21 protein-coding genes are annotated in these 26,140 nt (G+C 60.9%); 14 read left to right on the top strand and 7 right to left on the bottom strand.

Annotated elements, in window-relative coordinates:
- Window positions 1-261 precede the first annotated feature (261 nt).
- Window positions 262-1,458 carry a tRNA 2-thiouridine(34) synthase MnmA gene (mnmA, locus tag DUT91_RS02055; RefSeq protein WP_200834887.1) on the top strand — a complete coding sequence of 399 codons (1,197 nt, stop codon included), beginning with the start codon at window positions 262-264 and terminating at the stop codon, window positions 1,456-1,458.
- A 63-nt stretch (window positions 1,459-1,521) separates the two neighbouring features.
- Here mnmA and DUT91_RS02050 read toward each other — a convergent pair whose 3' ends face one another.
- From DUT91_RS02050 to DUT91_RS02040, 3 genes are all read right to left on the bottom strand, one after another.
- Window positions 1,522-2,355: a TrmH family RNA methyltransferase gene (locus DUT91_RS02050; protein ID WP_114438684.1), complete on the bottom strand. Its 834-nt coding sequence runs from the start codon at window positions 2,353-2,355 to the stop codon at window positions 1,522-1,524.
- Between the two features lie 14 nt (window positions 2,356-2,369).
- Window positions 2,370-2,705 carry an ArsR/SmtB family transcription factor gene (locus DUT91_RS02045; RefSeq protein ID WP_114438683.1) on the bottom strand — a complete coding sequence of 112 codons (336 nt, stop codon included), beginning with the start codon at window positions 2,703-2,705 and terminating at the stop codon, window positions 2,370-2,372.
- Between the two features lie 126 nt (window positions 2,706-2,831).
- Complete coding sequence (locus DUT91_RS02040) at window positions 2,832-3,629, bottom strand: HugZ family pyridoxamine 5'-phosphate oxidase (protein ID WP_114438682.1); 798 nt, start codon at window positions 3,627-3,629, stop codon at window positions 2,832-2,834.
- 479 nt (window positions 3,630-4,108) lie between these two features.
- On the opposite strand from DUT91_RS02040, the gene DUT91_RS02035 reads away from it, so the two are divergent.
- The 5 genes from DUT91_RS02035 to DUT91_RS02015 all read left to right on the top strand — a co-directional run bounded on the left by DUT91_RS02035 (window position 4,109) and on the right by DUT91_RS02015 (window position 9,392).
- Window positions 4,109-5,704, top strand: coding sequence for an ABC transporter substrate-binding protein (locus DUT91_RS02035; protein WP_114438681.1), 1,596 nt, complete (start codon window positions 4,109-4,111; stop codon window positions 5,702-5,704).
- Between the two features lie 63 nt (window positions 5,705-5,767).
- On the top strand, window positions 5,768-6,775 hold the full coding sequence (locus tag DUT91_RS02030) for an ABC transporter permease subunit (RefSeq protein ID WP_114438680.1): 1,008 nt from the start codon (window positions 5,768-5,770) through the stop codon (window positions 6,773-6,775).
- A 7-nt stretch (window positions 6,776-6,782) separates the two neighbouring features.
- The gene (locus tag DUT91_RS02025) at window positions 6,783-7,691 is read left to right on the top strand and encodes an ABC transporter permease subunit (protein ID WP_114438679.1); all 909 of its coding nucleotides are present in this window, start codon (window positions 6,783-6,785) and stop codon (window positions 7,689-7,691) included.
- A gap of 4 nt (window positions 7,692-7,695) precedes the next feature.
- On the top strand, window positions 7,696-8,547 hold the full coding sequence (locus DUT91_RS02020; protein ID WP_114438678.1) for an ABC transporter ATP-binding protein: 852 nt from the start codon (window positions 7,696-7,698) through the stop codon (window positions 8,545-8,547).
- A complete protein-coding gene (locus DUT91_RS02015) occupies window positions 8,544-9,392 on the top strand; it encodes a dipeptide ABC transporter ATP-binding protein (RefSeq protein WP_114438677.1) in 849 nt (282 codons plus the stop codon). Before DUT91_RS02020 ends, DUT91_RS02015 begins: the two co-directional genes overlap by 4 nt.
- Here DUT91_RS02015 and choV read toward each other — a convergent pair whose 3' ends face one another.
- The 3 genes from choV to DUT91_RS02000 form a co-directional block, all read right to left on the bottom strand.
- On the bottom strand, window positions 9,393-10,460 hold the full coding sequence (gene choV / locus DUT91_RS02010) for a choline ABC transporter ATP-binding protein (protein WP_114438676.1): 1,068 nt from the start codon (window positions 10,458-10,460) through the stop codon (window positions 9,393-9,395). It lies immediately after the preceding gene.
- A gap of 70 nt (window positions 10,461-10,530) precedes the next feature.
- The gene (choW, locus tag DUT91_RS02005) at window positions 10,531-11,361 is read right to left on the bottom strand and encodes a choline ABC transporter permease subunit (protein ID WP_114438675.1); all 831 of its coding nucleotides are present in this window, start codon (window positions 11,359-11,361) and stop codon (window positions 10,531-10,533) included.
- A gap of 143 nt (window positions 11,362-11,504) precedes the next feature.
- Window positions 11,505-12,449, bottom strand: coding sequence for a choline ABC transporter substrate-binding protein (locus tag DUT91_RS02000; RefSeq protein WP_114438674.1), 945 nt, complete (start codon window positions 12,447-12,449; stop codon window positions 11,505-11,507).
- Between the two features lie 371 nt (window positions 12,450-12,820).
- Here DUT91_RS02000 and DUT91_RS01995 point away from each other — a divergent pair, with 371 nt between their 5' ends.
- From DUT91_RS01995 to DUT91_RS01980, 4 genes are all read left to right on the top strand, one after another.
- A complete protein-coding gene (locus DUT91_RS01995; protein WP_425373730.1) occupies window positions 12,821-14,023 on the top strand; it encodes a DUF2333 family protein in 1,203 nt (400 codons plus the stop codon).
- A 75-nt stretch (window positions 14,024-14,098) separates the two neighbouring features.
- Window positions 14,099-15,073 (top strand): small ribosomal subunit Rsm22 family protein, encoded by a 975-nt coding sequence (locus tag DUT91_RS01990; protein ID WP_114438999.1) that lies wholly within the window; start codon window positions 14,099-14,101, stop codon window positions 15,071-15,073.
- Between the two features lie 91 nt (window positions 15,074-15,164).
- Complete coding sequence (locus DUT91_RS01985) at window positions 15,165-16,247, top strand: FUSC family protein (protein WP_114438673.1); 1,083 nt, start codon at window positions 15,165-15,167, stop codon at window positions 16,245-16,247.
- Between the two features lie 42 nt (window positions 16,248-16,289).
- Window positions 16,290-16,502 carry a DUF4287 domain-containing protein gene (locus DUT91_RS01980; RefSeq protein WP_114438672.1) on the top strand — a complete coding sequence of 71 codons (213 nt, stop codon included), beginning with the start codon at window positions 16,290-16,292 and terminating at the stop codon, window positions 16,500-16,502.
- Between the two features lie 26 nt (window positions 16,503-16,528).
- Here the strand turns inward: DUT91_RS01980 and DUT91_RS01975 are convergent, their stop codons facing one another.
- Window positions 16,529-16,990: an Lrp/AsnC ligand binding domain-containing protein gene (locus DUT91_RS01975; protein WP_114438671.1), complete on the bottom strand. Its 462-nt coding sequence runs from the start codon at window positions 16,988-16,990 to the stop codon at window positions 16,529-16,531.
- 111 nt (window positions 16,991-17,101) lie between these two features.
- Between DUT91_RS01975 and putA the strand changes: the two genes are divergently transcribed.
- The 4 genes from putA (at window position 17,102) to leuA (ending at window position 26,037) form a co-directional block, all read left to right on the top strand.
- A complete protein-coding gene (gene putA, locus DUT91_RS01970) occupies window positions 17,102-20,227 on the top strand; it encodes a bifunctional proline dehydrogenase/L-glutamate gamma-semialdehyde dehydrogenase PutA (protein ID WP_114438670.1) in 3,126 nt (1,041 codons plus the stop codon).
- A gap of 549 nt (window positions 20,228-20,776) precedes the next feature.
- Window positions 20,777-22,963, top strand: a complete 2,187-nt coding sequence (locus DUT91_RS01965) for an anthranilate synthase (RefSeq protein ID WP_114438669.1) — start codon at window positions 20,777-20,779, stop codon at window positions 22,961-22,963.
- A gap of 93 nt (window positions 22,964-23,056) precedes the next feature.
- Window positions 23,057-23,965 (top strand): cation diffusion facilitator family transporter, encoded by a 909-nt coding sequence (locus tag DUT91_RS01960; protein ID WP_114438668.1) that lies wholly within the window; start codon window positions 23,057-23,059, stop codon window positions 23,963-23,965.
- A 353-nt stretch (window positions 23,966-24,318) separates the two neighbouring features.
- Window positions 24,319-26,037, top strand: a complete 1,719-nt coding sequence (gene leuA, locus DUT91_RS01955; protein ID WP_114438667.1) for a 2-isopropylmalate synthase — start codon at window positions 24,319-24,321, stop codon at window positions 26,035-26,037.
- The last annotated feature ends 103 nt before the right edge of the window (window positions 26,038-26,140 follow it).

The following is a 26,140-nucleotide window of genomic DNA, read 5'->3' as shown; positions in this document are numbered from 1 at the left end:
TTTGACTAAGCATGCGGTAATGCTCTGGTAACGAATAGTGTTTCGCATCTTAATCTTTTGTTCGTCTTTTCTGGCCGGATGCGAGGCATCGGACAGGGGCCGGGCAGGGGGCTGATGGGCCCTCTAGGGGCTACCGGCCGGGGCATGTCGCAAATGAATGCGGCATCTTGGCAAAGTCATGCGATTTGCCCTATATAAAAGCACGATCTGATAAATATGACCCGAGAGACGTTGGGCATTGCCCACAAGCCGGACCTGCTCATGATGTTGAATAGCCTCGATCTGCCGGGCAAGCCGGAAGACAACCGCATTGTCGTTGCCATGTCGGGCGGGGTCGATTCGTCCGTGGTGGCGGGCATTTTGAAGCGCGAAGGCTATGATGTGGTCGGCGTGACACTGCAGCTTTACGATCATGGCGCAGCAGTGCATCGCGCCGGTTCGTGCTGTGCGGGACAGGATATCGAGGATGCGCGCCGCGTTTCGGAAAGCCTCGGAATCCCGCATTACGTGCTGGATTATGAAGCGCGGTTCCGCGAGGCGGTCATTGATACCTTCGCCAACAGCTATGTCAGCGGCGAAACACCGATTCCCTGCGTTTCCTGTAACCAGACGGTGAAGTTTGCCGATCTCCTGCAGACGGCGCGCGATCTCGGCGCGGCGGCCCTTGCCACCGGCCACTATATCCGCAGCCATGCCAATGGTGCGCATCGCTCCCTTTATCGTCCCGTCGACACGGACCGCGACCAGAGCTATTTCCTGTTCGCAACCACGCAGGACCAGATTGATTATCTCCGCTTTCCGCTCGGCCATATGCCCAAAGCGCAAGTACGGGCGATCGCCGAGGAACTGGGCCTCACGGTCGCCAAGAAGCAGGACAGCCAGGACATCTGCTTCGTGCCGCAGGGCAAATACTCCGACATCATCGCCAAGCTGAAGCCCGAAGCGGCCAATCCCGGCGATATCGTGCATATTGACGGGCGTGTGCTCGGCCAGCACGAGGGCATTGTCCATTATACGATCGGCCAGCGTCGCGGTATCGGCGTGGCGACCGGCGAACCGCTCTATGTGGTGCATCTCGATGCCGCGCAGGCTCGCGTGATCGTTGGGCCGCGCGAAGCGCTGGAGACGCACAAGGTCTTCCTGCGCGACGTCAACTGGCTCGGCGATGCGCCGCTCGATGGTATTCCCGCGTCCGGCTTCGAGGTTTATGCCAAGGTGCGTTCCACCCGGCCGCCGCGTCCGGCGGTACTTCATCACGCCAAGGGCGAGACATGGGTGGAACTGGTCGATGGCGAAAGCGGCATCGCGCCGGGGCAGGCCTGCGTGCTTTATTCCGACGACAGCAACACGGCGCGCGTCTTGGGCGGCGGATTCATCGGCCGCTCGGAACGCGCCCCACAAGCCGAGGAAATGCTGCGCCGCCTGGCAGGCCAGACGCCAAGCGCATCGGCGGCGTAGATCTTCGGCCTTTCCTAGAGGATAGCTCCGGGTTCAACACGACGACCTGCTCGGTAAATTGCCTCAGGCGAAGCGGCTGAAACGCGAGAGAGCGATACCCGAGGCCGTGGCGACGTTGAGGCTGTCGAAGTCCTGCGACATGGGAATGCGCGCCGTGCGGAGCTTTTCCATGAGCGGTTTGGGGAGGCCTTCGCCTTCGGTGCCGAATAAAAGCGCCAACCGGGGGGCGGGGGGAGCGTCGTAGATGCTCAACGCTCCAGACGGGCTGAGCGCCAGCATTTCGAACCCTTCTTGCGCCAGTGCCGCCACGATCTCGTCGATCGAGCCTTGCCTGGCATAAGGAACCTTCAGCGCGGCTCCGACGGAAACACGGATCGCCTTGCGGTAGAGCGGGTCGCAGGAGGTCTCGTCCATCAGGATGCAATCGGCCTCGAAGGCGGCGGCATTGCGAAAGATCGAGCCGACATTGTCGTGATTGGAAATACCGCAGAGGACGGCGACAAGCGCCCGCTCCGGCAAGCCGGAGAGCAATTCGGATGCCGATGGCGTGGCCTTGCGCCGGCCGATGGCCAATATGCCGCGATGGACGTGAAAGCCGGCGATTTCATCCATGATCGCCTGCGAGACGCAGTAGACGGGCAGTTCTTCCGGGCAAAGGCGCAATTGCGGTTCAAGACCGTTCAGCCGGTTCTCGAGGACGAGGATCGATTCCGGCTCGAACCGGGCCGACGAAAGCAGCACGTTGAGGACGACCTTGCCCTCCGCGATGAAACGCTGGTGGCGCCCGACGAGATCCCTCTCGCGGATGTCGCGATAGGGTAGAAGACAGGGATCGCCGGCATCATCAATTTTCAGGACGCGCTCTTCTGGCCGAAACGCTCCTTTCAGCTCCGCCATCTTTCCTGCGTCACTCATTGTCTGAGCTGATCGCCGGCGGGTTTTGCGTTCATATAAAGGCTGTCGAGCGTGGCGAGCATCAATTCTATATGATGTGACGATACGATATAGTAAATGGTCTGCGCATCACGACGCGTCGAAACAAGATTGAGCGCCCTGAGCTTCGCCAGATGCTGGGACAAGGCCGATTGGCTCAGATTGACTGTCTTTGCCAAATGGCCTACCGACATCTCGTTCTTCAGCAATTCGCATAAGATCAGCAAACGTTTGTTGTTCGCCAGAGCCGACAGAAAACCTGCCGCCTGGTCGGCGTTTGCAATCAAATCCGTAAAATATCTCTCGGATTTCATAAAGCCGTCCTACCCCCGTATGACTGCATCGTTGCTTTAATAAAGCGATAGTCGCAAAAGCGATATACAACTAACGATGGAATTTTTTGTTGCAAGTCTTTATTGCGCGCTATCCCAAGAATTTAATCACACTTTATTCAGTTCGCTCGATGCGGTTAGCTGCTGGCGTGCTTCCTTTGCCATCTCCACAAGCACCCGGTGAATGTCTCCCGCGCTTTGCACGGGCATATTGAAAAGAACACGGAGAGCCTCATCATCATTCGCCACAAGGTCGAAACCTTCGGCGTCGATGCCGCTCATTCGCCATACCCTGCCGTCGTCCCTGGCGCCTGCGAAATGACGGGCATAATGCATGACGGCATCGGCGTGGTCGCTGTTCATGTGATCGAGCGCCGGCTGTTCGGCAGCTTCTATCTCGGCATTTGAGGCGTGATCCGCGATGAGGTCCTCGCGGGTCAGCACGAAGGCCTTGCCGAAGCCGCCATTCAGATTGGCGCCCTCAAGGTGGAAGCGGAAGAAGCTGAAATCGCCAAGATCGACATAAAGCCGCGCCTTTGGATGGCGGTTCAGATAACGGCGACGAAGGCGCTCGTAATCCGGATCATCGCGGCCGATCCGGCGGGCGCTGCAAAGCAGCGTGATGCGCGGATAGGCCAGCGGATCGCCCTTGCCCGGCTCGCCGAGAAGAAGTGACGAGCGGCTATCGGCAAGTAACGCCGGCGTATGGGACGAGAGCGCCGATACGAGCACGACCGGCGCGCCATCGATATCCGTCGCCAGTGCGACGCGGCTTGCCAAAGGCCAGCCGGATCGTGAATCGAGAACCGCCAGAGCGCCATAGCGCGCGGTTCGCAACAATGTCTTTGCCAGACGCCGTGCATCGGCGTCGGTTTGGCGGATGACGTTGTTTTTGCCTGGCATCATGGCCCTTATCAACTGCAGGATGCAGAATGTGCGATCACATATGGCAAAGGCGTGCCGCTATACAAGTTGTCTTTTGAAGAAATCTTCATACGGGTGCATGGAAACTCACCTCGGGAGTAATGAGGCGACGCCATTTTTATCAATGAAGGAACTATTCTTCTCCTTTTCTGCGCGGAAGGCCTTTAGCGACAAATTCGCCGGGTCCAATCCGCCGTTTTGAACAGCGCAGATGGTGTAAGTTGTAGAAGCGCCGTGGCGGTTGCAAGCAAATGTGCCGGCGTTTTCGGCTCTGCGAATCCTAAATTTCCACTCCCAACGTGTTTGTTAGAATATTTTTCCACAGATTACCCTTACGTTAACTGCAAATTCGCCACTTTCTTTCACGAAATGGGCTTGCAAAGAGTCGTCGCAAGAGCTTCCATGGGGCAGGTCGCGGACAAGGGGTGTCCGCGGCAACAATACCTCTTGGAGGCGGAATCATGAAATTCTACAAAAAAATACTGGCCGCAACGGCGCTCGCCGTTCTGATGGCCGGAAGCGCTTCGGCTAAAACGCTGATCTATTGCTCGCCGGCTTCGCCGGAAGGCTTCGACCCGGCGGCCTATACCGGCGGAGACACGTTCGATGCGTCGGCTCACCCGGTTTACAACCGCCTGGCCGAATTCGAGAGCGGAACGACCAAGGTCGTGCCGGGTCTCGCAGAAAGCTGGGATGTTTCCAGCGACGGCATGGAGTACACGTTCCATCTGCGCAAGGGCGTGAAGTTCCATTCGAGCGATCAGTTCACGCCGACCCGCGATTTCAATGCGGACGACGTGATCTTCTCCTTCGACCGCATGCGCAACAAGGACAATCCCTGGCACCAATATACCGCCGGCATCACCTACGAATATTTTGACAGCATGGAAATGGGCACGCTGATCAAGGATATCGTCAAGGTTGACGATAACACGGTCAAGTTCGTTCTGACCCGTCCAGAGGCACCGTTCCTGGCCAATATTTCGATGCCGTTCGCTTCGATCATCTCGAAGGAATATACCGACAAGCTGGCAGCCGATGGCAAGATGGACGGTCTCAACCAGTACCCGGTTGGCACCGGTCCGTTCGCCTTCGTCGCCTATCAGAAGGACGCCGTCGTTCGCTTCAAGGCAAACGACGACTACTGGGGCGGTCGTCCGAAGATCGACGATCTGGTTTTTGCCATCACCACCGACGCTGCCGTTCGCGCGCAGAAGCTCAAGGCTGGTGAATGTCACCTGATGTCCTATCCTGCTCCGGCAGACATCAAGGGCCTGCAGGCCGATTCCAATCTCAAGGTTGATGAACAGGCCGGCCTGAACGTCGCCTATTTCGCCTACAACACGCTGAAGGCGCCTTACGACAAGCCGGAAGTGCGCAAGGCACTCAACATGGCGCTCAACAAGCAGGCGATCATCGACGCCGTGTTCCAGGGGCAGGGCCAGGTAGCCAAGAACCCGATCCCGCCGACAATGTGGGGCTATAACGACGCCATCAAGGACGATCCGTACGATCCGGAAGCGGCCAAGAAGGCGCTCGAAGCCGCCGGCGTGAAGGACCTCAAGATGAAGCTCTGGGCGATGCCCGTGAGCCGGCCATACATGCCGAACGCTCGCCGCACCGCCGAACTCATGCAGTCGGATTTTGCCAAAATCGGCGTAGAGGCTGAAATCGTGTCGATGGAATGGGGCGAATACCTCAAGAAGTCATCCGACAAGGACCGCGACGGCTCCGTCATCCTCGGCTGGACCGGCGATAATGGCGATCCGGACAACTTCATGGGCACGCTTCTCGGCTGTGCGGGCGTCGGCAGCAATAACCGCGCGCAATGGTGCTACAAGCCGTTCGACGATCTGATCCAGAAGGCGAAGGTCACATCCGACCAGAAAGAGCGCGCGAAGCTCTATGAAGAGGCGCAGGTCATCTTCAAGGAGCAGGCGCCCTGGGCGACGCTGGCACACTCGACCGTTTACGTGCCGATGTCCGCCAAGGTTACGGGTTTCAAGCAGAGCCCGCTCGGCGACTATGTATTCGACAACGTCGACATCGCCGAATAATTTCTGATACTGAAGCGGCCGGGCGCGGGACGATATGTTCCGCGCCCGGTTGGAGTTTTGTACATGTTGCGTTTCATCCTTGGAAAACTAACCTACCTGATCCCGACATTTATCGGCATCACCATCGTCGCCTTCGGTTTTGTACGGGTGCTGCCCGGCGATCCGGTCCTGCTGATGGCGGGCGAACGGGGTGTCAGCCCCGAGCGCCATGCCCAACTGATGGCCCAACTCGGTTTCGATCGCCCGATCTGGGAACAGTATCTCGATTATCTCTGGCGGCTCATGCATGGCGATCTCGGCACTTCGCTGATTACCAAGAAGCCGGTTCTCACGGAGTTCCTGACGCTGTTTCCGGCCACTCTCGAACTCGGCCTCTGCGCTATCCTTCTCGCTACGCTCATCGGTATTCCGGCGGGTGTGCTGGCTGCGGTGAAGCGCGGCTCGTGGTTCGACCAGCTGTCGATGGGGACGGCGCTCGTCGGCTATTCCATGCCGATCTTCTGGTGGGGGCTGCTGCTGATCATCCTGTTCTCAGGCATCCTGCAGTGGACGCCGGTATCGGGCCGTATCTCGCTTCTCTATTATTTTCCGCCGGTGACGGGTTTCATGCTGATCGACAGCCTGCTCTCGGGGCAGAAAGGCGCGTTCGCCTCCGCCGTGTCGCATCTGGCCTTGCCGACCATTGTTCTGGCGACGATTCCGCTCGCGGTGATCGCGCGGCAGACGCGTTCCGCCATGCTGGAAGTGCTGGGCGAGGACTATGTGCGCACCGCCCGGGCCAAAGGGCTTCCGACAGGCCGCGTGGTCGGTCTTCACGCGTTGCGCAATGCCATGATCCCGGTCATCACCACCATCGGCCTGCAGATCGGCGTGCTGATGGCGGGCGCGATCCTGACGGAGACGATCTTTTCCTGGCCGGGCATTGGAAAATGGATGATCGATTCCATTTTCCGGCGGGACTATCCTGCGGTTCAGGGCGGCCTGCTTCTGATCGCGGGCATGGTGATGGTCGTCAATCTGATCGTCGACATGCTCTATGGTCTGATCAATCCGCGCATCCGGCATAAATGAGGTTCCCATGAGCAACGCAACACTCCCGGCAGAAACCTCGTCCGGCGCGATGCGCCGCCGTGCTCTGGCTGATTTCTGGTTCTATTTCAGCGAAAATCGCGGTGCGGTGATCGGTTTCTGGATATTCGTGGCACTCGCCCTGGTGGCGATCTTTGCGCCACTTCTGGCGCCTCACGATCCCACCCAGCAATTCCGCGATGCACTCCTCACGCCGCCTGTCTGGCAGGAGGGCGGCCGGCCTGAATTCATTCTCGGCACCGACGCCATCGGCCGCGACATCCTTTCGCGACTGATCTACGGCGCGCAATATTCGCTGTTCATCGGCGTGGTGGTCGTCAGCATCGCGCTGGTCGGCGGCATCATCATCGGCCTGATCGCCGGGTTCTTCGGCGGCTGGATCGATACGGTCATCATGCGGGTCATGGACGTCATCCTGGCGTTTCCCTCGCTGCTCCTGGCGCTCGTGCTGGTCGCCATTCTGGGGCCGGGACTGACGAATGCGATGATCGCCATTGCGCTTGTCCTGCAGCCGCACTTCGCGCGCCTGACGCGGGCTGCGGTGATGTCCGAGAAGAACCGCGAATATGTCATCGCGGCACGGCTTGCCGGGGCAGGGCGGCTGCGGCTGATGTTCAAGACGATCCTTCCCAACTGTCTTGCGCCGCTGATCGTGCAGGGAACGCTGTCGTTCTCCAACGCCATCCTCGACGCGGCGGCATTGGGCTTCCTCGGCATGGGCGCACAGCCGCCCACACCGGAATGGGGCACCATGCTGGCGGAGGCACGCGAATTCATCCTGCGGGCCTGGTGGGTCGTGACCTTCCCCGGTCTTGCGATCCTGATCACGGTTCTCGCCATCAACCTGGCCGGCGACGGCCTGCGCGATGCGCTCGACCCGAAGCTGAAGAGGAGCTGATCCGATGGCACTTCTCGAAATCAGGAATCTTTCCGTTTCCTTTGAAACCGCGCATGGCGCCTTCAAGGCGGTCGACGGGATCGATCTGACTGTCGACAAAGGCGAAGTGCTCGCCATTGTCGGCGAGTCCGGATCCGGCAAATCGGTCGGTATGCTGGCCGTGATGGGGCTTTTGCCGAAGACGGCCGCGGTAGCGGCCGACGTCATGTCATTCGACGGTACGGATCTTCGCACGCTGAGCTCAAGTCAGCGGCGGTCGATCGTCGGCTGCGACATGTCGATGATCTTCCAGGAGCCGGTCGCGAGCCTCAACCCCTGTTTCACCGTGGGCTTTCAAATCGAGGAAACGCTACGGCAGCATCTCGGGCTCAACCGGGCGCAGAGCCGGAAGCGCGCCGTCGAGCTTCTGGAACTGGTCGGCATCCGCGATGCAGCCGCACGTCTCGGCGCGTTTCCGCATCAGATGTCGGGCGGCCAGTGCCAGCGCGTGATGATCGCAATGGCGATTGCCTGCAATCCGAAGCTGCTCATCGCCGATGAGCCGACGACCGCGCTCGACGTGACGATCCAGAAGCAGATACTCGATCTCTTGATGCGTCTGCAAACCGAGCACGGCATGGCCCTCATCATGATCACCCATGACATGGGCGTCGTCGCCGAGACGGCGGATCGCGTCATCGTTCAGTATAAGGGCCGCAAGATGGAGGAAGCCGACGTGCTTTCACTGTTCCAGGCGCCGAAGAGCGCCTATACGCGCGCACTTCTCTCCGCATTGCCGGAGAATGCGGTGGGCGACCGCCTCCCGACGGTCTCCGATTTCGTGCTGGATGAAATCGCAACGGGAGCCGCACAATGACCCAACCTGTTCTAGAGGCGCGCAATATCGTTCGCGATTATCATGTCGGCGGCGGCATGTTCGGCAAGCAGAAGACCATCCATGCCGTCAAGGGCGTCAACTTTTCGGTCGAAAAGGGCAAGACGCTTGCCATCGTCGGCGAGAGCGGCTGCGGCAAGTCCACGCTGGCGCGCATCCTGACACTGATCGATGCTCCGACATCAGGCGAACTGTTCATCGACGGCATGAAGATCGACATATTGCGCGACGGGCTGACGCGAGAAATGCGCCAGAAGGTGCAGATTGTCTTCCAGAACCCCTATGGCTCGCTCAACCCGCGCCAGAAGATAGGCGATGTGCTGGGCGAACCGCTTCTGCTCAACACCAACAAATCGGCTGCCGAGCGGCGCGATCTCGCCATGCAGATGCTGATCAAGGTCGGGCTCGGACCGGAGCATTTCAACCGCTATCCGCATATGTTCTCAGGCGGCCAGCGGCAGCGCATCGCGATTGGGCGGGCGCTCATGCTGAACCCCAGCCTGCTGGTGCTGGACGAGCCTGTCTCGGCGCTCGATCTTTCTGTGCAGGCGCAGGTTTTGAACCTTCTCTCAGACCTGCAGGACGAGTTCGGGCTGACCTACGTGTTCATCAGCCATGATCTGTCCGTCGTGCGCTACATCGCCGACGAGGTGATGGTGATGTATTATGGCGAAGTGGTCGAATACGGCCCCCGCGAGAAGGTGTTCTCCGACCCGCAGCACGAATATACCAGGACGCTGTTTGCTGCGACGCCGAACGCCGATGTGGAGAGCATTCGGGCGCGGGTGGCGGCACGGCAGAAGGAGAGGGCGGCGGTGGGGGCGTAACTACCCCTGCCGCTGATGCTGCAAGAGCCCGCGGATGATATCGTCCGCGGATATCTTGCCGATGATCGCACCCTTTTCTACAATGCCGACATCGCCGCTGTTGCTCGCCACCGCCTGCATGATCTCGCGCACCGGCGTCTCGCGTCTGGCCGTGGCGGCGAAGGGGCGCGTGCCGGGGGTGCGGTCGAGCGGCGCCATGATGTCCTCCGCCTTGAGCACGCCGAGCGGGTTCATGTTGGCGACGAAATCCGCGACATAGTCATTGGCGGGTTTGAGCAAAATTTCCTGCGGCGTCCCGCACTGGACGATCCTCCCGCCTTCCATGATGGCGATGCGGTTGCCGATCTTCATGGCTTCATCGAGATCATGGCTGACGAAGACGATGGTCTTCCTGAGCCGCGCCTGCAGATCAAGAAGCTCGTCCTGCAGCCGGGCGCGGATCAGCGGGTCGAGTGCGGAGAAGGGCTCGTCCATCAAAAGAATAGGAGCGCCGGTGGCGAAGGCGCGGGCGAGGCCGACGCGCTGCTGCATGCCGCCGGAGAGCTCGCCAACGCGGCGGGATGCCCACTCGTTGAGGCCGACCAGCTCCAGTTGCTGGCGTACAGCCTCACTGCGCTTCTCCTTCGCAATGCCTGATATCTCGAGGCCAAAGCCGACATTTTCTTCGACCGTGCGCCAGGGCAGGAGACCGAACTGCTGGAACACCATCGAGACGAGATGGGTGCGCAGATGACGCAATGTTGTCCTGTCGGCATTGCCGACATCAATAGCGCGCCCGCCATCGTGCCCGCCATCGTGCCCGCCATCGTGGACGACGACGCGGCCGCGCGTAATCGGGTTGAGCCGGTTGATGGCACGCAGCAGTGTCGATTTTCCTGAGCCGGAAAGCCCCATCAGGACCAGAATTTCGCCTTCCCTGATGTCGAGCGAGCAATTATGAACGCCGAGGATATGTCCGGTTTCGGACTGGATCTGCGAACGCGTGCCGCCGCCGTCGGCCAGCGCCAGCGCTTTATCCGTCCGGCGACCGAAGATGATGCAGACGTTTTCGAGTGTGATCGCCGTCATCCCATCTCTCCTTGGTTGTTTATCCGAATAGCCCGCAACATTCTTGCCGGCCCTGACCGTCGGTCCGGAATCATGCTTTGGACCGGAATATACGGTCGAGCACGATGGCGACGACCACGATGACCAGCCCGGCTTCGAAACCCAGGGCGGTATTGACCGAATTGAGCGCACGCACCACCGGCACGCCGAGGCCGTCGGCGCCGACGAGGGCGGCGATGACCACCATCGACAGGGACAGCATGATCGTCTGCGTCAGGCCGGCCATAATCTGCGGCATGGCATAGGGCAGTTCTATCTTCCACAGGAGTTGGCGGGGCGAGGCGCCGAAGGCTTCGCCGGCCTCGATCAGATGTGCCGGCGTCGATGAAACGCCAAGATGGGTGAGGCGCACCGGAGCGGGGAGGACGAAGATTGCCGTCGCCAGCAGGCCGGGCACCATGCCGATGCCGAAGAAGACAATGGCCGGAATGAGATAGACGAAGGTCGGCAACGTCTGCATGAGATCGAGCACCGGGCGCATTGCGGCATAGAGCCTTGGCCGATGCGCGGCGGCGATGCCGAGCGGCACGCCGAGAGCCATGCAGAGGACGCAGGATGACAGGACCAGCGTCAGCGTTTCCATCGTCTCCTCCCAATATCCCTGGTTGAGGATAAAGAGAAAGCCCAAAACAGTCAGAAGCACTACCGAGAGCTTGCGCTGCAGGAACCATGCCACGCCTGCGAAGATGGCGACCGTCACCAGCGGAGGCGGCACGTTGAGAATGAACAGGAGCCCGTCAATCATTGTCTGCATGACGGTTGCCAGCCCATCGAACAGCCATGCAAAATTGTCTGTCAGCCAGTCAACAACGGTCTTGGCCGTGCGCCCGACCGGAATTTTGTATTCAGTCAGCCAATCCAAACTTCAGGTTCCCTGCATTATCTATCGTTTGAGAATTCGATTCATCAAATGTCTCTAACATATTGCATTGTTGCGCTGCCGCCCGCCTTTGGCCCGGCGCCAAGCGTAAAAAGCCGCCCGGATGTATCGGGCGGCAGTGGCACTCAAAGGCCGAGAGAGGTCTTCACGGCAGCCAGGCCGTCGCCGCCGTCTTTCGTGGTGACGCCGGCGAGCCATTTGTCGAGCGCGGCTGGATTGGCCTTCAGCCACTCGGTGGCGGCTTTCGCGGGCTCTTCGCCATCATCGAGAATCTTGCCCATGATGGCATTTTCCATGTCCAGGGAGAATTCCAGATTGGCGAGGTACTTGCCGACATTCGGGCATTCGGCGGTATAGCCTGCCCGCACATTGGTGTTGACCGTCGCGCCCCCGAAATCGGGGCCGAAGAACTCATCGCCGCCGGAGAGATACTCGATCTCGAAATTCTTGTTCATGGGATGCGGCGCCCAGGCGAGGAAGACGATCGGCTCCTTGCGCTTCACGTCCTTGCCGACCTGCGCCAGCATGCCCTGCTCGGAGGATTCCGCTACCTGGAAACCCTTCAGCCCGAAAGCATCCTTTTCGATCATGCTGAGGATCAGGCGGTTGCCGTCATTGCCGGGCTCGATGCCGTAGATCTTGCCGCCGAGCTTGTCCTTGAACTTGGCGATGTCCTTGAAATCCTTCAGCCCTGCCTCATAGGTGTATTTCGGCACGGCAAGCGTGTATTTCGCGCCGGTCAGGTTGGTGCGCAGCGTCTCGACCGTCTTGTTGTCGAGATAGGGCTGGAGATCGGCGTTCATGGACGGCTTCCAGTAACCGAGGAAGACGTCGATATCCTTCTTGGCCAGCGAGGCATAGGTGACGGGAACCGATAGGACCTTGATATCCGTCTTGTAACCGAGGCCCTTGAGGATCTCGGTGGCGACCGCCGTGGTCGAGGTGATGTCAGTCCAGCCGACATCGGAAAAGCGCACTGTCGAGCAGCTTTCGGGCTCGGCGGCCAGGGCAGCGCTGGAAAGCGACAGCGCAAAAAGGGACGAGGCGATTGCGAGGGGTAGGGACTTCATGTTGTTCTCTCCATTACCGGGCTCATTTTTCTCCGGTCTCCAATTGAAGAACCCAAGCACCAAAGTGGCAGCCGTTCAAGCGTCGGCGCGGCGAAAATGCTTTCGTTCACGACAATTGCTGCAGGATAATTTGGGCGCTAGGGGGAATCGGAAAAATACCGGTGGCTGTTTCAGGGCGTGGGAGTGGCGATCCTAAGGATCAGCCGGCGCGCTGCAACCCCGAAACGGCAAAAAAGCTGACCCAAGGCGGTGGCGACCTTCGGCTGTGCGGTTGTTGAATTGCGCAAAGCGCTCTATCTGAGGGGGAAGAGGCCGCCGCCGGTGCGGCCTTGCTTGTCGATACGACATGTCGGTTCAATTGGGGATGAAACGTGCTGGATACTGTTTTGAAGGTTTTGCGGGGCGTGTTCTCCTTTATCGGGCGGCTCCTATTGGCGCTGGCCCGGCTGATTGCCGTGCCGCTGGGCGCGCTGTGGCGGCTTTTCCTCGAGCTAGGCCTGATCTGGAAGGGCGTGGTCGGCCTGCTGGTGGTGGGGCTGGCCGCGCTTTACGTCTATTTCATCTGGCAGACGCAGGTCTGGACTAATTTCAATCCCGACTATCCCGCGCAATATGCCTATGAGAAGGCGCAGACGCCGGGCGAGCCGGTCGGCGCGCCTCCTACTGCGTCACCGGCCGCGCCGGAGGATACGACCGCATCGCCCGGCGCTGCGAACGACACGGTACAGCCCCAGCCAGCACAAGCGCCTGTCGCGGCTAAGTCATGCGCACGCTCGGCGATTGCCGAAGTTACCGCCGACCTCACTGATTTCAACGTCAACCAGAATGCCTGGATCTCGTCGATGGTGCTCTACAAGGCCGGGTTCTTTGGCCTTTCCTGGGACCGCACGCCCTTTCTCGACAACAAGGCATCGTTCCAGCGCGGCATAAATGCCGCTGTGCGACGCACGGCGATCGAGCTGGTGGATTCGCTCGGCCGCCAGCGCGGCACGTCGCAGATCGACGCCGATCTGCAGAAGGCGCGCGGCAATCTGCAGTTCGCCGAGGATAGCTGGTATTTCGGCTTGAGCCCCTTCGGCCCGAAGACGCCGACGCCGAGCTATTACCGCGCGGCCATCCGCGACCTGCGCGCGTTCAACACGCGGCTTGAGGATTGTCAGGCGGTGTTCGACGCGCGCGCCGACAATCTCATCCAATATGTCGACCGCATAGCCAATGATCTGGGCTCCACCTCGGCGATCCTGAAGGACCGGGCTGAGAACTACCACGCAGGCTGGTTCGACACGCGCGCCGACGACCGATTCTGGTTCGCCTATGGCCAGCTCTATGCCTATTACGGGCTGCTGCGCGCGGCTCATTCGGATTTCAGGGGGGTGCTTGCCGAAAAGCATCTCGACGGGCTGTGGGACACGATGGAGCAGCAATTGCGCTCCTCCCTCAATATGCAGCCGACGCTCGTCTCCAATGGCCGCGAGGACGCCTGGTTCACGCCGTCGCACCTGACCACTATGGGCTTTCATATCCTGCGCGTACGCTCCAACCTGGTGGATATAAGGCAGGTGCTGGAACGCTAGTTTTTATTTACACGAGCCCGGCCGGAAAACCGGTTCCCACTTTCCCTGGCCTTGCTTGGAGCGCCGGACCCCGCCATGGAACTTCCCTCACCTTTAAGGCTCGCCGTCGATGCGGCGCTGGAAGGCTCCGCGCTTGCCGATCTGAAGCGCGCCGCCGACCTTCTCTCGCGCCGCTACCGGGCTGAGACGCGCGACGGCGCCTTGCATCTGTCAAGCGATCTGGCGGCCCGCGCCTATCTCGCGACAAGGCTGCCCGCGACCTATGCGGCGGTGCGCGCGAGCATGGAAAGCACTGCCGAACTCACCCCCGATTTCGCGCCGAAGAGCCTGCTCGATGTCGGCGCCGGGCCGGGCACGGCGCTATGGGCGGCAAGCGATTGCTGGCCGTCTCTCGAAACGGCCGTGCTGCTGGAGGCGAGCCCTTCGATCCGGGCGCTCGGCGAGGAACTTTCCCGGCATTCGCGGCTCGACCGTATAGAATGGCGATCGGCCAATGTGACGCGTAGCGTGGCCGAGACGGGACAATTCGATCTGGTGACGCTCGCCTATGTGCTGGACGAGCTTTCGCCCGAGGAAGGGCTGGCGCTTACGAACACGCTCTGGCAGGCGGCAAAAGGCATGCTGGTCGTGGTCGAGCCCGGAACGCCGGCCGGCTGGCGGCGCATGATGGCGGTGCGCAAGCTTCTCCTCGAAAAAGGCGCTCATCTCGCCGCCCCCTGCGTCCACGCGGCGACATGCCCGCTCATGGCTCCAGACCGGGTTCCGGACTGGTGCCACTTCTCCCGCCGTGTCGCCCGCTCGCGCCTGCACCGATTGGCGAAGGGCGGCGAAGTGCCGTGGGAAGACGAAAAATACATCTACCTCGCCGCGACGCGGTTTCCGGCTGTGGCGGCGGGCGCGCGGGTGCTTGCGCCGCCGAGAGCGAGTTCGGGGAAGGTGGAGCTGAAGTTGTGCCGCGCGGATGGGACGGTGGAGGAGAGGGTCGTGACCAAGCGGGACGGGGAGGCCTATCGCAAGGCGCGGCGGCTGGATTGGGGAGATGCAGTGTAGAGGAGTAGGTTGAGCTCTGAAGCAACTTGCAATTACAGTTGGCAGGTGTCACTCAATCTCCAAGTCTTTATTCGGGAAAAGCTTTATTCTCATGGTTCGCGATAAGCCTTCCATTCCAGCTAAACGTCCGATCGATAAGTTGACGCTGGAATGGCGTGCGTTTCTCGCCGCCTTGTCGGATCGCGACACCTTGCGCCGGGCGGTTTTATGCCTGATCCCGACCGGAGGGCCGATTGTCGTCGGCGCGGCGATGGGGCAAGCGGAAGCCGGACTCATTGGCGGGGTGACCGGCCTGCTGCTCTATTTCGCCGATGCCGATGGCGGCTTGCGACAGCGTTTTTCCATTCTGGCCCTATGTTCCGCGGGCCTGTTCGCAGGCGTATTGGCCGGGCATCTTCTGGAAAATCATCAGGCGCTCTTCTGGATTGTCTTCGCAGCCTCGGCCTTTGCAGCAGGCTTTCTTTATCGCGTGGGCAAGGCGCAGGCCATGGCGATGCGCCTTGCCGCCCTGGCGATGATCGTGTCTGCCGGGATCGCGCAGGTAGATCCGCATCTGATTGTCTTTGCGCTTGGCGGGGCCGCGCTGGTCGCGGTGACGCGGCTGGCGGACCAATGGCTGTTCGGACCGCTTCCCCAGTTGCGTTCGCCGGTGGGCATGGCACCGCCAATGGATGATGGCTGGGCCCGGTTTGCGCTGGCTTATGCCAGTGCGGCGGTGGCCGGTCTCTGGATCGGTATGGAACTGGACCCGCGGCATGCGCTGTGGGTGGTGGTGACCACAATGCTGGTGATGCAACCGGATGCGCACTCCAGTTATGTGCGCGTGGTGGAGCGCACCGCCGGAACCTTTGCCGGTGTTATGGGCGCATGGCTGGTCGTGAAGCTGTTCGGCTCACCAGCCTTGCTGTGCGTGGCGGTTGTGTTTCTCTCGCTACTGACGCCGCACCATTTCGCGCGACGCTATTGGTTGCATACGGCGGTTATCACGGCGCTGATCCTCATTGCCTATGATCTCATCGAATTTGGCTCAAATCATGTGTCGGGATTGCTGGTCGAGCGTGTGCAGGACATGCTGGTCGGCAGCAGCCTGGCGGTCATCGCAACCGCCGCCGCCTTTCCGCGCGAGAAGCGGTTGAGCGAAGACACGCCGCCGCGCCGCAAACGCAAAGGGTGAACGCCTCTAATATCGAATTCACCAAGACAGGAGACGACACAAATGCCGGAAGAAAAAGTCAAAGGCCCTGCTTCCTACTTTCCTTCCATCGAGAAGACCTATGGCCAGCCGATCAGCCATTGGCTGGCGGTGCTGGATGGGCTGAAGGGGAAGAAGCATATGGAGATGGTGGGGGTGTTGAAGGCAGAGCATGGGATGGGGCATGGGCATGCCAATGCCTTGGTGGCTTACCATCTGGCGCAGGGAAAAGCCTGAGCGGACTCTTTTACAGGCAAGAGCCCTCAAATCGCGATGCTCGCCGTTTCCTTCACTTCCTCCATCACCGCATAGGTGTGCGTCTCGCGTATCCCCGGCAGTGACAGCAGCGCGTCGGAGAGGAAGCGGCGGTAGTGTTCCATGTCGGCGACGCGGGCCTTGATCAGGTAGTCGAAGCCGCCGGCCACCATGTGGCATTCCATCACGTCGGGGTTCTTGCGGGTCGCTTCGGCGAAGATGTCGAAGACCTCAGGCGTCGTGCGGTCGAGCTTGATCTCTACGAAGACCAGCATCGAGCGGTCGAGGAGCTTCGGCGACAGCCGTGCGGAATAGCCTGTTATATAGCCGTCGCGTGTCAGGCGCTTGACGCGCTCCGCCGTCGCCGTCTGCGACAGGTTGATATAGTCGGCCAGTTCGGTATTTGTCAGCCTGCCATTCTCCTGCAAGGCGCGCAGGATCTTGCGATCCATCGAGTCGAGATCCTTCATTCCCTAAAATTCCCCTTTATTTAGGTGCAATCGCTATTACCCTGTTCTTAATCGGCGAGAATAACTATGTAAAATAAAATATATGGGTGAAAATTCATTTGGAGAGCTTTAATGCCTGTCCAGGCCGCCACCCCTTCTTCCGCCAGTTTCTCCACCGAGCCGGCGATCCCGCCATTCGCGGCGCCTTATGCGGCCGATGACAAGGCGCTTGTCGCATCGCTTATCAAGGCCGTCAGCTTCGATGCGGCGGCCAACAAGCGCATCGACAAGCGGGCGACGGAGTTTGTCGCCACGATCCGCAAGCAGGCGAGCGGCATCGGCGGTGTAGAGGATTTCCTGCGCGAATACGGGCTTTCCACGCGTGAGGGCCTGGCGCTCATGGTGCTTGCCGAGGCGCTTTTGCGGGTGCCGGATGCGGCCACGCAGGACAAGCTCATCGAGGACAAGCTGAAGCAGGGCCGCTGGTCCGAACATGAAGGGCAGGGCGACACCTGGTTCGTCTCGGCCTCCGCCTGGGCGCTGGGCTTGTCCGCCAAGGTAATCAAGCCGGGCGAGACGCCGGAGGGCGTCGTCGCCGCGCTGATGAAACGCGTCGGCCTGCCGACAGTGCGCACCGCGACCAAGCAGGCGATGCGCTTCCTCGGCCATCATTTCGTTTTGGGCGAGACGATTGGGGAAGCGTTGAAGCGTGCCCGCGCGGCTGAGGCCAAGGGCTATCGCCATTCCTTCGACATGCTGGGAGAAGGCGCGCGGACGCGGGCCGACGCGAAGCGCTACTACAAATCCTACGCCGATGCGATCGACGCCATAGGCAAGGCGGCGGGGGGCAAGCCTTTGCCGGATCGCATGGGCATTTCGGTCAAGCTTTCGGCGCTGCACCCACGGTATCTCGCGACCCATCGCGAACAGGTGCTGGAAGAGCTGGTGCCGGATGTGCTGGCCTTGGCGCAGAAGGCGAAGAGCTATGATTTGAACTTCACCATCGACGCGGAGGAGGCGGACCGACTGGAACTCTCGCTCGACGTGATCGACCGGGTGTTCGCCGATCCTTCGCTCGACGGTTGGGACGGTTTCGGCCTCGCCATCCAGTCCTATCAGAAGCGTGCGCTGGCCGTCATCGAGCATATCGATGCGCTGGCCGGGCGTTTCGGGCGGCGCATGATGGTGCGCCTCGTCAAGGGCGCCTATTGGGACACGGAGGTGAAGCGGGCGCAGGAGCGCGGGCTCGACGATTATCCCGTTTTCACCCGCAAGCCGGCGACGGATATCTCCTATCTCGCCTGCGCCCAGCGGATGCTCGCGGCGCGCCCGCGCATCTTCCCGCAATTCGCCACGCATAATGCGCTGACGGTCGCCGCCATCCTGGAGATGGCGGGCGCCGACAAGAGCGGCTTCGAGTTCCAGCGGCTGCACGGCATGGGCGAGAGCCTTTATAAGCAGATTACCGAGAAGGGCGAGAAGATCGCCTGCCGCATCTATGCGCCGGTTGGCGGCTATCGCGATTTGCTCGCCTATCTCGTGCGCCGGCTTCTGGAGAACGGCGCCAATTCCTCCTTCGTCTCAGTGGTGGGCGATGAAAGCGTGCCGATTTCAGATCTGCTGGTGCGCCCGGCCTCGAGGCTGGAGGACGGCAGGGGCTATCGCAATCCGGGCATCCCGCTGCCGCGCGAACTCTACGGCAAGCGGCGCAATTCGGCCGGCATCGAATTCGGCGATCGGGAGGCGCTGGCCGGCCTCGTTAGCGGCATCGGCGCGGTGCGGCGCAATGTCGATGCGGTTCCGCTCATTCCGGGTCTCAAGGTTTCGGGCAAGGCGGAGCCGGTGCTTTCGCCAGTCAATGGCATAAAGGTCGGCACCGTCATTCCGGCTGGCGCGGACGAGGCGGGGCGGGCTGTCGAGATTGCGCGCAAGGGCTTTGTGGCGTGGTCGCGCGTGGCGGCGGAGGAGCGTGCGGCGGCACTGGAACGCGCCAGCGATCTCCTGGAAGAGAACCGCGACAGGCTGATGGATCTGCTGACCCGCGAGGCGGGTAAGACGCTGGACGACGGCCTTGCCGAAATCCGCGAGGCGGTGGACTTCTGCCGCTATTATGCGGCCGAGGCGCGCCGCCAGTTCGCCCATGATCAGGTCATGCCCGGGCCGACGGGCGAGGACGACCGGCTGCGCCATCGCGGGCGCGGCGTGTTCGTCTGTATATCCCCATGGAATTTCCCACTGGCGATCTTCCTCGGCCAGGTGACGGCGGCGCTTGCCGCCGGCAATGCGGTGATCGCCAAGCCCGCGCCGCAGACGCCGCTCATCGCCTTCGAGGCGGTGAAACTGCTGCACGAGGCGGGCGTGCCGAGGGATGCGGTGCTCTACGTGCCGGGCGATGGCGCGGTGGGTGCCGCGCTCACCGCGCATCCGGCCATCGGCGGCGTCGCCTTCACCGGCTCGACCAAGACGGCCTGGGCGATCAACAGGGCGCTTGCCGCCAAGGATGGCCCGATCGTGCCGCTGATCGCGGAAACCGGCGGGCTCAACGCGATGATCGTCGATGCGACGGCGCTGGCCGAACAGGTGACGGACGATGTGGTCATGTCGGCCTTCCGGTCCGCCGGGCAGCGCTGCTCGGCGCTGCGCATCCTCTATCTGCAGGAGGATATCGCCGATTCCATGCTGGAGATGATCGAGGGCGCTGCGCGGGAGCTCGTGCTGGACGATCCGGCTTTGCCTTCCACCGATATCGGCCCGATCATCGATGAGGCGCAGCGCGCCATGCTCGCCGACCATATCGCGGAAATGCGGAAGACGCAGAAGATCCGCTTCGCCGGCACCGCGCCCGACGAGGGGATTTTTTTCGCGCCGCATATCGTCGAGCTCGACCGGCCGGAAGCGCTGACGCGCGAGGTATTCGGACCGATCCTTCATGTCGTGCGCTGGAAAGCCAAAGAACTTGACCGTGTGCTCGACCAGATCGCCGCCACCGGATACGGTCTGACCTTCGGCCTGCATACCCGCATCGAGGCAACGGTCGCCAAGGCTGTGGATCGACTGGACGTCGGCAATATCTATGTCAATCGCAACACAATCGGGGCGGTTGTGGGCACACAGCCTTTCGGCGGCTCCGGACTTTCCGGCACCGGGCCAAAAGCGGGCGGACCAACTTATCTCACGCGCTTCGCGCTGGAACAGGTGGTTTCGGTCAATACCGCGGCTGCCGGCGGCAATGCTAGCCTCATTGCCATGGGGGAATGATGCACGCAAAGGGTGTACTCTTGCGCCGCTGTTCATTGTTTTTTTAACAGAAAACGCAAGAAAGCTTCGGAAATGAAGTTTTCCTGCTTGCGAATCAATGCAACCTTAGATAGGTGTTAAGCCATATTGCATATGTTTGATCACCTAATAGTTGTATTGCGAATATCTAATACTCAAGGTATTTGGATGTTCTGAGATCAGGACAGGGAACCAGCCCCCGCCTAACCCCTGCCTGATATATTGTCCCTTCAAAACGGACAATGGAAGTCCGGACCGCTTCGACGGTCCGGACTTTTTCCTTTCTCGCGCCCTCTCCCCGGGGCGCGGATATTATTTTGCAGTTGCAAGAAATGCGACTCGACGCTAACAATCGGGGCATGAACAACACGCGCATTGTCACGAATGGCTGGTGGTGGGTCCGCTAAGAGCGGCCACGCAGTCGTTTTGCACGCGCGCAAAGGGATCAGGCCGCAACGGAATTTCCGGGCGGCCTTTTTGTTTGACCGTCCGCAGAGCCGCCAGGGCTGAGGCGCAACGGAGTTGAGGACGATGGCAATGACTGCCGAGAACGAAGTGCATGATTATGTGACGGCTGGCGGAATCGCCATCACACGGACGCGGGTGCCGACGGCTTACGCCGGGGCGATCGAAGCGCGCATCGACGCGCTCGATGGGCGGCGCGGCGCGGTTTTCTCCTCCAACTACGAATATCCGGGCCGCTATACGCGCTGGGATACCGCGATCATCGACCCGCCGGTGGTCATCACCTCCAGCGGTCGCGGCATGAAGATCGAGGCGCTCAACACGCGCGGCGTGGTGATGCTGCGCCCGGTCCTTGGTGTCCTCAAGGGTCTTGCCGACGTGACGGTGGTAACGGCTGAAGAAAAACTGATCGAGCTTGAGATCGCCGAACCGCAGCGGCATTTCACGGAGGAAGAACGGTCGCGCGCGCCTTCGGTGTTCACGGCGCTGCGCGCCATCGTCGGCCTGTTTTTTTCCGAGGACGATGCCAGTCTCGGGCTTTATGGTGCGTTCGGCTACGATCTGGCGTTCCAGTTCGATCCCATCGCATTCAAGCTGAAGCGCCCCGACGACCAGCGCGATTTGGTGCTCTATCTGCCCGACGAGATACTGGTCGCAGATCATTATTCGGCCAAGGCGTGGTTCGACCGCTATGAGTTCTCCTTCGGCGGGTCCTCCACGGAGGGGCTGTCGCGCGAGACCGTGGTCGCGCCGTTCGAACCTTCGGCCAGCATACCGCCTCGCGGCGATCACAATCCGGGCGAGTTCGCGCGGCTGGTCGAGAAGGCCAAGGAGAGCTTCAAGCGCGGCGATCTTTTCGAGGTCGTGCCGGGGCAGACCTTCTATGAGCGCTGCGAGACCAAGCCTTCGGAGATTTCCCGCCGGCTGAAGTCGATCAATCCGTCGCCCTATTCCTTTTTCATCAATCTGGGCGACGGCGAGTATCTGGTCGGCGCGTCGCCGGAGATGTTCGTGCGGGTCAACGGCCGGCGGATCGAGACATGCCCCATATCAGGCACGATCAAGCGCGGTGATGACGCGATTTCGGATTCGGAGCAGATCCTGAAGCTCCTCAATTCCAAGAAGGACGAATCCGAACTGACCATGTGCTCGGATGTCGACCGCAACGACAAGAGCCGGGTGTGCGAGCCGGGTTCCGTCCGCGTCATCGGGCGGCGGCAGATCGAGATGTATTCGCGCCTCATCCACACCGTCGATCATATCGAGGGGCGGTTGCGTGAGGGGATGGACGCTTTCGACGGTTTTCTCAGCCACGCCTGGGCGGTGACGGTGACGGGTGCGCCGAAGCTCTGGGCGATGCGCTTCATCGAGGAAAACGAGAAGAGCCCGCGCGCCTGGTATGGCGGCGCGATCGGCATGGTGCATTTCAATGGTGACATGAATACCGGCCTGACGCTGCGCACCATCCGCATCAAGGACGGCATCGCCCAGGTGCGCGCCGGCGCGACGCTTCTCTATGATTCCATTCCGGAGGAGGAAGAGGCGGAGACCGAGCTGAAAGCTTCGGCCATGCTCTCGGCCATTCGCGACGCGCACAAGGCCAATGCTTCGGGAGAGGCGCGGGCGGCGTCGCGCGTCGGCGAGGGGCTGACGATCCTGCTGGTCGATCACGAGGATTCCTTCGTACACACGCTGGCGAATTATTTCCGCCAGACCGGGGCGACCGTTTCGACGGTTCGCTCGCCAGTGCCTGAGGAATTGTTCGACCGGCTGAAGCCGGATCTGGTGGTGCTTTCGCCCGGTCCCGGCAAGCCGGAGGATTTCGACTGCAAGGCGACAATTGCCAAGGCGCGGCAGCGCAACCTGCCGATCTTCGGTGTCTGTCTCGGGCTGCAGGCGCTCACCGAGGCCTATGGCGGCACGCTTCGGCAATTGCATGAACCGATGCACGGCAAGCCATCGCGCATCCGCGTGCTGAAGCAGGGGCGCATCTTCTCCGGCTTGCCGAAGGAGGTGACCGTCGGGCGCTATCACTCGATCTTCGCCGATCCGGTGCGCTTGCCCGATGATTTCATCGTCACGGCCGAGACCGAGGACGGCGTCATCATGGCCTTTGAGCATAAGAAGGAGCCCATCGCAGCGGTGCAGTTCCATCCCGAATCGATTATGACGCTCGGCCATGATGCCGGTATGCGCATGATCGAGAATGTCGTGGCGCATCTGCCGCGGCGGGCGAAAGAGCGGGCGGCCTGACAAAGCTCACGGCATAGCGCGACAAAATGGATAGGCGGCGGCAGACATGCCGTCGCCAGTCGCTTTAATGAAGGCGATTACAGAGGGTTGGCCATGGATACGAAGAAAAAGATTCAGCTTCTTTCCATATGGTCGATTCCCGTCGCTTTCTGTGTTCTCGGGCTGAAATATATTGCTTTCGCCATCACCGGTTCGGTGGCGCTTTATTCCGACGCGCTGGAATCCATCGTCAATGTGATTGCCGCCGTCGCCGCGTGGTGGGCGATCCGGGTCAGCCACAAGCCCGCCGACCAGAATCATCCCTTCGGTCATCACAAGGCCGAGTATTTTTCGGCTGTGCTCGAAGGCGTGCTGATCGTCGTCGCTGCCCTTTTGATCTTCCGCGAGGCATGGTGGGCATTGCAGGCGCCACGCATGCTGGAGCAGCCGGGGATAGGCCTTGCCATCAACGGCGCCGCCAGCGTCATCAATATCTTCTGGGCGATGCTGCTGATCCGCGTGGGAACCCGTGAGAAATCGCCGGCGCTGCTGGCGGACGGCAGGCATATCATGACCGATGTGGTCACGTCTGTCGGCGTGATCATCGGCCTGGTCGCGGCGCTGGCCACCGGCTGGGCGGTGCTCGACCCGCTGCTTGCCATCATCGTCGCCCTGAACATCCTCTGGCAGGGCTGGCATGTCATTAATTCCTCAGTACAGGGGCTAATGGATGTCGGTGTCGATCTCGACGAAACGATGCGTATCCGCGACATCATTTCCGCCAATGCAGGCGGGGCGATCGAGGTGCATGATTTGAAAACCCGCATCGCCGGCCGCGCTACCTTCATCGAATTCCATATGGTGGTGGCGGCTGACATGAGCGTCGGCGACGCTCATGTCATCTGCGACCGCATCGAGGACGCGTTGAAGACGGTGATCCCCAGCGCCCGCGTCATCATCCACGTGGAGCCGGAAGAGGAGGCGAAGCTGCCAAGGGGGACGGCCGCGGTGCCTTTTGCTTGAGCCTGACCCGTTTTGAAGCAGGCTCAGGAGCGTGGCGCTCTTTTAATTTTCTTGCGTCGTCACCCTGTCTCGATTATCAATCGTCTCCATGAACACGCGCCGGGTCATATCCTCCTTCGCTCGTTCCGCATTCGCGGAAGTGAAGGCTTGCGCGTTGCCACTCTCGCTTCTTCTCGGCCTTATCGGCGACCGTCGGGCTCGTTGAGAGGAGCGTCCGGCGGTCGAATGGTCGCCAGGCCCATGCTCCTTTTGCCCTTTACATCAGAACCGTAACCGCTGATTCAGATCGCCGCTGTCGATATCCGGTCATATACTGCCGGTATGCTGCTCGATCTCAGGAAACGAGAATAGCCATGAACGAGAACAAAGCTCCTTCCGCCTTTGCCAAAGGCATGCCCGTCGCCGCCGCCAAGTACCAGGCCTATCCGGCGGTCGATATTCCCGACCGTACCTGGCCCGGCAAGCGCATCGAAAAAGCGCCGATCTGGTGCTCCGTCGATCTGCGCGACGGCAATCAAGCCTTGATCGACCCGATGGGCCATGATCGCAAGGCGCGGATGTTCCAGCTTCTGCTCGACATGGGCTTCAAGGAAATCGAGATCGGCTTCCCTTCGGCGTCGCAGACCGATTTCGACTTTGCGCGCTGGTGCGTGGAGGAGGGCAACGTTCCCGACGACGTTTCGCTGCAGGTACTGGTGCAATGCCGGCCGGAACTGATCAGCCGTACCTTCGAGGCACTTGAAGGCGCAAAGCGCCCGATCATCCATTTCTACAATTCCACCAGCGAATTGCAGCGTCGCGTGGTGTTCGCCAAGGACGTCGCCGGCATCAAGCAGATCGCCACCGATGCGGCCAAGATGATCGCCGATATGGCGGCAAAAGCCGGCGGCGGCTACCGCTTCGAATATTCGCCGGAGAGCTTCACCGGCACCGAGCTGGAAGTGGCGCTCGAGATCTGCAATGCGGTGAGCGAGATCATTCAGCCCACGCCTGCAAACAAGCTCATCATCAATTTGCCGTCGACGGTCGAGATGGCGACGCCGAACATCTATGCCGACCGGATCGAATGGATGTGCCGCAATCTCGACAATCGCGAAAACCTGATCGTCTCGCTGCATCCGCACAATGACCGCGGCACCGGCATTGCCGCGACCGAAATGGGCCTGATGGCGGGCGCCGACCGGGTGGAGGGCACGCTGTTCGGCAATGGCGAGCGCACCGGCAATGTGGATGTGGTGACGCTGGCGCTCAACATGTTCACGCAGGGCGTCGATCCGGAACTCGACTGTTCGGACATCAACCGGATGAAGGATGTCTATGAATATTCGAACCAGTTGAAGATCGCCGAGCGGCACCCTTATGTAGGCGAACTGGTCTATACGGCGTTTTCGGGTTCGCATCAGGACGCCATCAACAAGGGTATGAAGGCGATCCGGCAGGCCAACAAGCCCCTGTGGGAAGTGCCTTACCTGCCGATCGATCCGCAGGATGTCGGGCGCTCCTACGAGGCGATCATCCGCATCAACTCGCAATCGGGCAAGGGCGGCATCGCCTATATCCTGCAGGCGGATTACGGGCTGAACCTGCCGCGCAATCTGCAGGTGGAGTTCCGCGATGTGATCCAGCAGATCACCGACGAGGAAGGCAAGGAACTGCCGTCGAAGCGCATCCATGATGAATTCCAGCGCGTTTACGTGGAGCAGCCCGGCGCGCGGCTGAAATTCGTCGACCACCACACCTATCCGGACCCCAAAAGGAAGGGCCGCCGGATCATGGCGGCGGAGATCAGCGATGGCGGTGTGACGAAGCGGATCGAAGGGAATGGAACGGGGCCCATCGATGGGTTCGTCGATGCGCTCTCGCATTATCTCGGCATCAAGCTTTCGGTGGTCGATTATTCCGAGCATTCGCTGAGGCAAGGGTCTGACGCATCGGCGGTGTGCTACATGGAAATCGCGCATCCCGCGGGCAAGATTTTCGGCGTCGGCATCAATGACAACATCGTCACCGCCTCGCTCGAGGCGATCATCGCGGCGGCGAACCGGGTGCTTGCCACAGAAACCCAGAAGTAAACTGTCTTGTCCTTGGGGAGGGGCGGATGCCGCTCCTCCCGCGCGCTTTCCAGCGGCTGCGCCCCCGCAAACAGAACATTTCCATTTGCCAACAGCTTGCACT

It is taken from the genome of Paramesorhizobium salinisoli, assembly GCF_003335045.1.
Taxonomy (GTDB): domain Bacteria; phylum Pseudomonadota; class Alphaproteobacteria; order Rhizobiales; family Rhizobiaceae; genus Paramesorhizobium; species Paramesorhizobium salinisoli.
The sequence above is the reverse complement of the archived record's forward strand: the minus strand, read 5'-3'. Positions and strand labels throughout refer to the sequence as shown.